A 212-nucleotide genomic window follows, 5' to 3' on the forward strand; every position below is an offset into this window, starting at 1 on the left:
TGGTTATTATCACCATCACATTCTATCGTTTCATCTACTACATTACAAGCAGTAAGATCTGGACCAGTAGCATCTCCGAAGTTCAGCGTTACTGTAATTGTAGATTCATTACCACAATCATCTGCAACGGTATAGGTAACAGGAAGCGAACCACAAGGACCACAAACTACGTTTAAGTTGTTGAAGTCGTAATTGGAAGTTACGTTATAAAC

General features: G+C 38.7%; 1 protein-coding gene. It reads right to left on the reverse strand.

Annotation, left to right across the window (positions count from 1 at the left end):
* Nucleotides 1–212: hypothetical protein (locus tag ACVCZW_RS13255; RefSeq protein ID WP_452232641.1), on the reverse strand; the 212-nt coding region annotated here is incomplete at both ends.

The organism is Lacinutrix sp. MEBiC02595, from assembly GCF_053601555.1.